Origin of the sequence: Streptococcus caballi DSM 19004 (assembly GCF_000379985.1) — a bacterium.
In the GTDB taxonomy this organism is placed as follows: Bacteria; Bacillota; Bacilli; order Lactobacillales; family Streptococcaceae; genus Streptococcus; species Streptococcus caballi.
In genome coordinates, this window is sequence record NZ_KB904085.1 from 127,445 (window position 1) to 135,812 (window position 8,368).

General features: G+C 39.3%; 11 protein-coding genes. 1 reads left to right on the top strand and 10 read right to left on the bottom strand.

What is annotated here, in order from left to right; all coding sequences use genetic code 11:
• Positions 1 to 5: 5 nt before the first annotated feature.
• The 10 genes from A3GS_RS12060 to A3GS_RS0107305 form a co-directional block, all read right to left on the bottom strand.
• On the bottom strand, positions 6 to 260 hold the full coding sequence (locus tag A3GS_RS12060; RefSeq protein ID WP_018364764.1) for an AEC family transporter: 255 nt from the start codon (positions 258 to 260) through the stop codon (positions 6 to 8).
• An 18-nt stretch (positions 261 to 278) separates the two neighbouring features.
• A complete protein-coding gene (locus tag A3GS_RS11665; RefSeq protein ID WP_018364765.1) occupies positions 279 to 932 on the bottom strand; it encodes an AEC family transporter in 654 nt (217 codons plus the stop codon).
• Between the two features lie 24 nt (positions 933 to 956).
• A complete protein-coding gene (locus tag A3GS_RS0107270; RefSeq protein WP_018364766.1) occupies positions 957 to 1,763 on the bottom strand; it encodes a Cof-type HAD-IIB family hydrolase in 807 nt (268 codons plus the stop codon).
• A 606-nt stretch (positions 1,764 to 2,369) separates the two neighbouring features.
• Positions 2,370 to 3,728 (bottom strand): PTS cellobiose transporter subunit IIC, encoded by a 1,359-nt coding sequence (celB, locus tag A3GS_RS0107275; RefSeq protein WP_018364767.1) that lies wholly within the window; start codon positions 3,726 to 3,728, stop codon positions 2,370 to 2,372.
• A 20-nt stretch (positions 3,729 to 3,748) separates the two neighbouring features.
• Positions 3,749 to 4,267: a hypothetical protein gene (locus A3GS_RS0107280; RefSeq protein ID WP_018364768.1), complete on the bottom strand. Its 519-nt coding sequence runs from the start codon at positions 4,265 to 4,267 to the stop codon at positions 3,749 to 3,751.
• 17 nt (positions 4,268 to 4,284) lie between these two features.
• Positions 4,285 to 4,599 (bottom strand): PTS cellobiose transporter subunit IIA, encoded by a 315-nt coding sequence (locus A3GS_RS0107285; RefSeq protein WP_018364769.1) that lies wholly within the window; start codon positions 4,597 to 4,599, stop codon positions 4,285 to 4,287.
• A 7-nt stretch (positions 4,600 to 4,606) separates the two neighbouring features.
• Positions 4,607 to 6,598, bottom strand: a complete 1,992-nt coding sequence (locus tag A3GS_RS0107290) for a BglG family transcription antiterminator (RefSeq protein ID WP_018364770.1) — start codon at positions 6,596 to 6,598, stop codon at positions 4,607 to 4,609.
• Positions 6,599 to 6,656: 58 nt separating this feature from the next.
• Complete coding sequence (locus A3GS_RS0107295) at positions 6,657 to 6,974, bottom strand: PTS cellobiose transporter subunit IIB (RefSeq protein ID WP_018364771.1); 318 nt, start codon at positions 6,972 to 6,974, stop codon at positions 6,657 to 6,659.
• 309 nt (positions 6,975 to 7,283) lie between these two features.
• Positions 7,284 to 7,478 (bottom strand): hypothetical protein, encoded by a 195-nt coding sequence (locus A3GS_RS0107300; protein ID WP_156808884.1) that lies wholly within the window; start codon positions 7,476 to 7,478, stop codon positions 7,284 to 7,286.
• A gap of 84 nt (positions 7,479 to 7,562) precedes the next feature.
• Positions 7,563 to 7,796, bottom strand: a complete 234-nt coding sequence (locus A3GS_RS0107305) for a hypothetical protein (RefSeq protein ID WP_240430898.1) — start codon at positions 7,794 to 7,796, stop codon at positions 7,563 to 7,565.
• Between the two features lie 390 nt (positions 7,797 to 8,186).
• On the opposite strand from A3GS_RS0107305, the gene A3GS_RS12365 reads away from it, so the two are divergent.
• The coding region (locus A3GS_RS12365; RefSeq protein WP_018364774.1) for a helix-turn-helix domain-containing protein at positions 8,187 to 8,368 on the top strand (182 nt) is incomplete at its 3' end.

Here is an 8,368-nt window from a genome sequence, read left to right on the forward strand (position 1 = left end):
TACATCTAGGTCAAGAGACTAGCTAGGAAAAAGAGGAAAGGGATGCTGACCAGGCTAAGCGCCGTCGACAGCCCCATTTCAGTTGCTGCATAAGCTGTATTTCCTTTAACTTGCAGGGTGAAGAGCACCGCCGTGCTGGGAGCTGGACAGGCCGCTAACAACAAACTGGCTGAATAATCTATCCCTTTCAAACTCAGCCATTTGAAAAGAAAAAGAGCAAAGACAGGGAAAAGAAAATTGCGGCAGAGGACGGTCAGCACGACGACTTTATCAAGGAGCTACCTGCTAAAGCGAATATCGGCCAAGGTGTAGCCAATGACCATCATTGACAAGGGCGTATTAGCATTGCCCAGATAAGTCAAACTGGTCACCACAATCTTTGGTAAACTGGTGGAGGTCAAAAACAGCATCAGCCCCAGAATGATGGCCAAGACATTGGGATTCAAAATGATACTACGCAAACTATCCGATAGAGGTTGCTTTTCTTTATGAAAAAGAGCTATCCCATGTGTCCAGCAAAAGATATTATAAACCACCATTGAGATAACAGCGTAAAAGACACCATCTAGGCCAAAAAGAGCCGTTACCAGAGGAATGCCGATAAAGCCCACATTGTTGTAAACACTGGAAAAGATGGCACTTCTCCTACTGTCTCTATCCTTGACTTTCCCAAAAAAGAGCTGCGCTAGGACGATTTCAATAACGTAGAGGAGAAAGACTCCAAAGCCCACAATCAGCAAGGTATGCAGGCTATCGCTGGTAGATGGACGCTGTAAGGCCTTGATGATAAGCGCTGGCCCAATGATCATCAGTAAAATCTGCGTCAGATCCGAGATAGACTCTTCATGGAGTAACCGTAATTTATTAGCCAAAAAACCTAGAGCCATCAAGGCAAACATGACAAGAATCTGATTGATTAAGGTGATAAGCATGGCAGATGTCTCCTAATCTCTTTGTCACTCCAAACCCAAATACTCTTCCAGGACACTCAAGACACCATCATCATTATTACTTGGTGCTGTGAAGCGGGCGACCTCTTTGACAACCTGAGGAGCATTAGCCATGGCATAAGAATAGTTAGCTAAGTTCAACATTTCATAGTCATTCATACCATCTCCAAAAGCCATGAGATTTTGGCTGGTTAAGTCCCATTGGTCAAGTAACTGTTGTAGCCCCCAAGCCTTATGGGCACCCTTACTGATAACATCAATACAACCAAAACCACTAGAGGTGGCGTATAAATTTCCTTGCGCAAAATGAGCATTGACACCGTCCTGAACGCTCTTCGTGTCTTCTGGCGCCATCAAGAGAACCACCTTAAAATAAGCATCATCAGGCAAGGACAAGAGGTCATCCACCTCGTCCATCTTAGGCAGATAGGGGGAGAGATAGGATTTCTCTTTCTCATCCACATCTGAGCGAATATAGGCAGAGCTCTCACCAGTCAAACAAATAATGGTATCAGGAAATTCCTTCTCCACGAAAGTGACTAGCTCCACCACATCCTCATGACTTTGAAATTTGGCTACTAGAGTTTTGTCATGCGAAATAATATTGGCACCATTTTCAGCCACAAAGGTGAGGCGTTGATAATCACTAGGAAAATGACCAATCAACTGACGGTACTGATTGCCGGATGCCACAACAAAACGCATCTCTTGATTATCCATCACATCCAAAACACGTTCAAAGCGGGCTACATCATAAGACTTATCATCTCGTAAAAAAGTACCATCCATATCAACAGCTACCACTTTTATCATCAACAAACTCTCCTAACTCTTTCTCTAATAAACATAGCAGACTGAACAACTTCGTCAATACGTCTAGTCCCATCATCCAAAACAACAGCTACCACTAGTCAAACATGCTAAGATTAATGCTGCTTTCATTTTACCATAAATGACCCACTTTGGTGAGGGGAGGTCTAAGAAAAGCCTGCATTTGACTTAGATAAATCATTTGTGCTCCTGAAAACTCATTCGCCAGTCTCCCTAAAATGCTTGGCAGTCTAAAAACTTAGGTTCAACCTTCTGACAACTGGCGGCTAACTAAAAAAAACGTTTTTCACTTTCCCGACGGCTGATAGCAACCTTAGAAGCTCCGTTTGTTTTAAGGTTCATCTTCTGATCAGAGAATTTGACAATAGCTGATTGTATATAAGCCTTTCAAACATAAATAAAAACTCTTAAGAATTGTCGTGCCGTAAGGTTTGTTAGGAGCTGATAGCGGTTAAAAATGTTGTTCTATATATTATGGATAGCATTCGCACTCAAAAGGACTTTAGACAAGAAGAAAAGAGTAGACACACCACCCTTTCCTTTAGAAAATAAGTCGCATTCTACTCTCTAATTTCAAATCGAACTGACTTAAGCAACTGCAGATTCACCATTTTCTTCGGCAAGCAATTGTTTATCGTAACGACGAATGAAGGGCCAGTAAATCAAGAAAGCTGCCAGAGCACAGACAATTGATACTGGGATAGCTTTGATATCGGCAGTACCTAAGAAGGCACCGATACCGATTGGTGTTGGCCATGGCACTTGGGCTACGACCGCATTAATCAAATTCAATCTCATAACAAGGTAGTAGATTGACATTGAAGCAATTGGTGCTGTCATGAATGGAATAGCAAGTGCTGGGTTGTAAATGATTGGCAAACCAAAGATCAGTGGTTCATTGATATTAAAGATTGCTGGAACAACTGAGGCTTTACCGATGGCACTCAATTGTGCTGAGCGAGCACGGAAGGCACACCAGATACATAGACCAAGTGTTGCACCAGAACCACCTGCGATAACAAACATGTTTGAGAATTCACCTGCAACAATGTTGCGGGCACCGTCTGCATTAAGAGCCATGTTAGAAAGGGCAATTGGATTAACAAAGGCAAAGACAATGTTGGCGCCATGAATCCCTACAATCCAAAGAGCTTGAGTTAAGAGATAGATAACGACCAGACCAATCCAAGTATTTGTCAGACCACCAACAAAGGCAAATGGAATAGCGATGACTTGGAAGATGTCTGTACCGAGAGCAATTAAGATGCCATTAAGGATAATCACAACAAAGGCAACTACGAAACCTGGAATAAGCGCTGTAAAACCACGTGAAACACCTTCTGGTACTGATTCGGGCATTTTAATAACCCAATTGCGTTTTACACACATGCGATAGATCAAGACGGTTACGACAGCCATGATAATAGCGGTGAAAATACCAGTTGTACCAAAACGTGTAACGCCATTAGACATTGCCCAACCATCTGCCACAACCGAACCAGATTTAAGTTTTGTTACAGCGGTCATCACGCCACCTTTAAAGACAATTTGTGGTACTGTCATGATAAAGGCAAATAAGGCTAGCAGAGCTCCATTAAGAGGGTTTAGGTTTAGATCTTCTTCTTCAGCATAAATCTTTGTCAGCTCATAGGCCATAGAAAGGACGAAGTAGAGAGATAAGGATCCCATTGTGGCATAGTTGGCAACCATATATAAGGCAGTAAACTTATCGAAAGAGGCTGCAAAAATATCCCCCACAATAGGCCAGAAAGAGAAGGCTTGGGGTAAGATACTAAATACCAAGAACATTGACCCCACAATTGTAAATGGTACGGCAGCCATACCAGCTGCAGTGATGGCACGCACAACCTTATATTGTGCAATTACTCCCATTGGTCCCATGAGATATTTTTCCAGAAGACCAAAGAATCCTTTTTGTTCGTCCATAACGAACTCCTTTCTCATCATTAAAATGTTTTTCCAAATGTTTGTTGAAAACGGTAATAAAACCTATCAGAGTTTGATTCTACCAGACGAGCTCGCTTGAGATTGTAGGCCGCTACTAGCAATCCTAGGACAAGGACAGCAGCTACGAATCCCTTTCCGACTATATTATTGGCAAAGATAGGGAAAGCTTTGACAAACTGATCAGGGAGGACTAGCGTCAAAAGTGCTAAGCCATTAACGACTGACTGAGCCTGAAAAGCTAACTTAGTCCATTTAAGAAGAGCAATCCTCTGTCCATAAAGTCTAAACTGCTCTGCTATTGCCATAATCGATAGAATAAGCATCACTAAAGGTAAAATCATATAAATTGATGTTTGATAAATCAAAATCAACGTCCAGTAAGTATTGGCAAAAAAGAAGAAAGCTAGGGAATATCGAAAAATGATGTAACGGCTAAACAGATTATTTTTCCAAGTGGTCTCTTTTTTGATGTCTTGATCGACCTGCTTATGATTCTGCTTTTTATTTTTTTGTCCCATAGTTCTAACCCTTTATATTATTTAATTTTCTTGTACAATTCCAACATTTCCAGAGCTACTTCGCGGAGTGTCATGGTTGTCATCAAGTGATCCTGTGCGTGAACCATGATTATCTCAACATTAATTTCAGTCCCACTGGCGTACTCTTGTAACAAATGGGTCTGTGCATTATGTGCAAGGAGAAAACCTTCATTAGCTTCCTCTAGTTTTTGACCAGCTAAGTCATAGTCCCCCTGACGCATGGCATCAAATGCTTCGTGCACAATTGAACGGGCATTACCTGAATTAAGTATAATTTCAAAAGCGGCCATTTGCAGTTCGTCTGAATTCATAGTTTACTTACCTTTCTTTTTTTATTTTTAAAAATAGTCTTTTAAACTCCTTATAGTCTTGGCAATTGAGCATTTCTTCTTGAATATCCTTGCGCTCAATAAGGTCAACAATCATCGAAGCAAGTTCAGGAAGTCCTTCATTATCATAGACGGACATTGACGTTAGAAAAACAAAATGGATTTTGGAAAATTCTGGTGACCAACTGACGCCATCTTTAACGATTGCAACTCCAATCCGATGATGAGTGCTAAGAGCCTTTATGGGATGCGGAACAGCTATGGTTTCGCTGAAAACAACCGAACTCAGTTGTTCACGGCGAGCAATCATAGCTTTCATATCGTCAATATAGCTAACGTCTTCATCATTTGCCATGGCGTTTAGAAGCTTATCAACCACTGACTCTTTGCTTTCCTCTGACAGAAATAAGATACTGTCTTCTGAAAAATAGTCTTCGAAGTAGTCTTCTGCAGGACTAACATCTATTGAGTTTTCCGAACTAGCACCTTTCTGAGCAAGATGTGAAATATTGTGACGAATCTTTTGCAACTCGACTTCCGTTAAAAAGACAGAAACGGTGTAAACCGGAATATTAAATATCAGGTTAGACAAATCAATAGAAGACATGATGAAGTCAATTCCCTGCAATTTTTCATCCGTAATATCATAGTAGCCAATGACATCCACTACATGAACCAGACTTCCCAGCTCATTTTGTATCCTACTTTTCAACATCTGGGCACTTCCATAACCTGTGGCGCAAATGACCAAAATATTAAACTTGTGTTCCTCTTTATAGCGCTCTCTTGCTGCCATGAAATGCAGAGCAATATAAGCATTCTCATCAACCGTCAATGAGTAGGAAGAAAAACTTGGCATTTTCATTAGCAGTCTTTGAGCTAAAGCATACATATCTGAGTAGTCATTCAAAACATCCTCACTCAAAGGATTTTCCAAGTTAATGCGACTTTCTAAACGGATTTTCAAAGTCATTAAGTGGTCAAGTAGCCCCTCTAACAATTGAAAATCATTTTTCACATCAGCCGACTGAGTGACATCATCAAGGGCTAGCACCAGTTCTTGACGAAGCCTATTTTTATAAGCTTGATCAACGGGTACTCCCCTCTCACCACGTCCCTTTGAAATAAGGTGCAAAGTAATATAATCAATTTCATCAACTGGGAAATTGATTCCAGTGGCAAGTGTGATACGATTGAGAATTCTTGCTGCAACAGCTCTTTCAGGAACACTCTGTAAATTGATATGTTCTTCAATTTGAGAAATTTCAAATCCTTCCATCACACGACGTAGAGCTAAGGCAATATGAATAACGAGGTTTTGAATAACAAAATCCGATAATTTTAGACATCCCTCCCTGCACTCATCAATTACGATAAGTGTTAACTCCTCAAATGAAATCGTTATCTTGAGTAAATCGCTGCTAACATAGGAATGCATAACGGTCATAAAGCCGGTATCAATAAAATGATCAATGATAAAACGACGCTTATTTTGCTCAGTTCCTGTAACGAAAACACCTTTGTTAGCTTTACTTTCAATTTTCAAATGGTAAGTCTGAAATCTTTTCCTAATCTTTTTAAAGTCAGCTGATAAAGTTGAGCGACTGACAAACATTTCATCAGCCAGGTCATCAAAATAAATCTCATTTTGTTCAAACAATAGTTTATTTAAAATATAATTGTATCGATCATTTATATCTGACTGCCCTAGGTAATCAATTTGCCTACCACCGATATGATTGTCCTTGAGGAAATCGTCAAACACTTTTTCATCTGTAATGTGCAACTGATAACCATTTCCCTGCTTAGAAATGATCTCAACAGCTTTATGATGAGGTAATTTATCAGAAATAGACTTAAAATAGTTGCGAATAGTTCTGTCTGAACAATTAAGCTCCCCTGCAAGTTCTCTACTCGTCACAAAGCGTTCTTTGTTTTGATTCAAGTATTGAATAATATGGGCTTCTTTCTTTGTTAGCACAGGACTCCTCCTTCTATACTAGCATCAGTCTATTATACCAGTTGTTTGAAAATGCAAACTAAATATTTTCTTTAACCAAAGCCGCCATTTTTTCGATTCCCATAGGAATTGGAATGTAGGCTTGTGGCGGAATTTGGACAATTGGTTTTCCAGTTTTGGCAGCTGCATCAGCTAACTGTTTAAAGTTCATCTTAGTCTGAGGACTAACTAGATACAGATCGTACTTACCATCAATAATACGTTTTTGACCTTCCGGAACACCAACAGCGTCCATTTCAATATCTTCGCCATGTTCTTGAAGATAAGTCATTGTTTTCTTTGCGATAAGTGATGATGACATGCCACCTGCACAGATAATTAAAGCTTGTTTTGCCATAATCGTAATCTCCTTTGTTTTTTATTTACACTCACATTATAATAAAACGCTTACATGATGTAAACGCGGGAATTTTCCGTTTTGTTGCGGAAAATTATCACACGATACAGCAAAAAAAGTAGAGGAAAATTTTTCCGCTACCCTGTCATTGAATGTTTAAGATAAAACGCCGCTGCTACACTAGTCTTTAAAAGAAAGAAGGTATCCATTTTCTGCAAGTCCTAGCAGTCAGCCCAATCTGAAATGTTAAACGAAAAGATTACCTTGGGTGACCTGAACTTACTTAGGGCTCAATTGATACTCAGCCATCTACAACTCTTTCAAGGCACTATCACTGATTTTTGATGAAACCACGAAACCATCCTTTGTCTTATACTTGGCTATCACATTAGCCATAATCGTATCGTTTTGACGAATATCTGGTTTGTCAATATTACGAAAACTAATGAAATAATTATTGTATCCTTGTCTATCAACCTTATAGGGTGGTGTTCTCTTTTTCATATAATATAGAGTAACCTTGACAAACATAGTCATTGCTGCCACAGCAAAATCCGCAATTCCAAATTACTTCCCATCATAATGTGATTACAAGGGCATCGCTGCATAAATCCTAGAATGAACATGAACTTGCTTGGGGTCTAGGCTGTATTCTTGAGTAATGAGTTTATGCAGCCTACTATCGTTGATTGCGCTATGAACAACATAGCCATCAGATGTTTGCTCTATAATACCAACCTCTTCCATGATTTTGTCATTTTTGCTAATATCTGGAATGGCTGATTTAAAGTGTATGATATAGACAACCTCATGCGATTCCATCTCTGACTGCCTTCCCCAAAAGAAAAACCAAATCAATAAAACAACAAGTATAATTGCAATAAAAATACCAAATATAGTTTCCATTATGCTCAACATAAAACTCTCCTCACTTTCTAAATAATGGCTACAATTCTTGATATACCAATGTTTTCTAAACGCTTCATTTTTATGCGATTATTATATATTTTCAAGAAAACGCTATCATCTTTTTGTGTTTTTTTCGATAAGATAAAAATGAGATAACGAAACATGAGGAAAGTTTGCTTCTTTATTTGATATTTTTGAAGTCAAAGCTGTTAAATCAAGCATTCTAAAATCTGATATACTCCCCTTATAGTGGACAGTGAAAAAACAAAAATTTTCACTAGAAACTATAACGGGAGTTTTACTATGTCCAAAAGAAGTCCAAAGTCCGTCTCTGAAAAACTAGAACTTGTTCTACTTCACTCGGAAGAAGGGAAATCAATTAGTTGGTTAGCTAGGAACCATGGTATTTCTAAAGAAACACTATCAAACTGGGTTCGGAAATACAAAGAAGCTGGTGTTGAAGGGCTAGAGGAAAGCCGTCACTG

Excerpts from the sequence above, each read along its gene's own strand:
- A3GS_RS11665 (WP_018364765.1), bottom strand. The coding sequence starts at position 932 with ATGCTTATCACCTTAATCAATCAGATTCTTGTCATGTTTGCCTTGATG.
- A3GS_RS0107270 (WP_018364766.1), bottom strand. The coding sequence starts at position 1,763 with ATGATAAAAGTGGTAGCTGTTGATATGGATGGTACTTTTTTACGAGAT.
- celB (WP_018364767.1), bottom strand. The coding sequence starts at position 3,728 with ATGGACGAACAAAAAGGATTCTTTGGTCTTCTGGAAAAATATCTCATG.
- A3GS_RS0107280 (WP_018364768.1), bottom strand. The coding sequence starts at position 4,267 with ATGGGACAAAAAAATAAAAAGCAGAATCATAAGCAGGTCGATCAAGAC.
- A3GS_RS0107285 (WP_018364769.1), bottom strand. The coding sequence starts at position 4,599 with ATGAATTCAGACGAACTGCAAATGGCCGCTTTTGAAATTATACTTAAT.
- A3GS_RS0107295 (WP_018364771.1), bottom strand. The coding sequence starts at position 6,974 with ATGGCAAAACAAGCTTTAATTATCTGTGCAGGTGGCATGTCATCATCA.
- A3GS_RS0107300 (WP_156808884.1), bottom strand. The coding sequence starts at position 7,478 with ATGAAAAAGAGAACACCACCCTATAAGGTTGATAGACAAGGATACAAT.
- A3GS_RS0107305 (WP_240430898.1), bottom strand. The coding sequence starts at position 7,796 with ATGGAATCGCATGAGGTTGTCTATATCATACACTTTAAATCAGCCATT.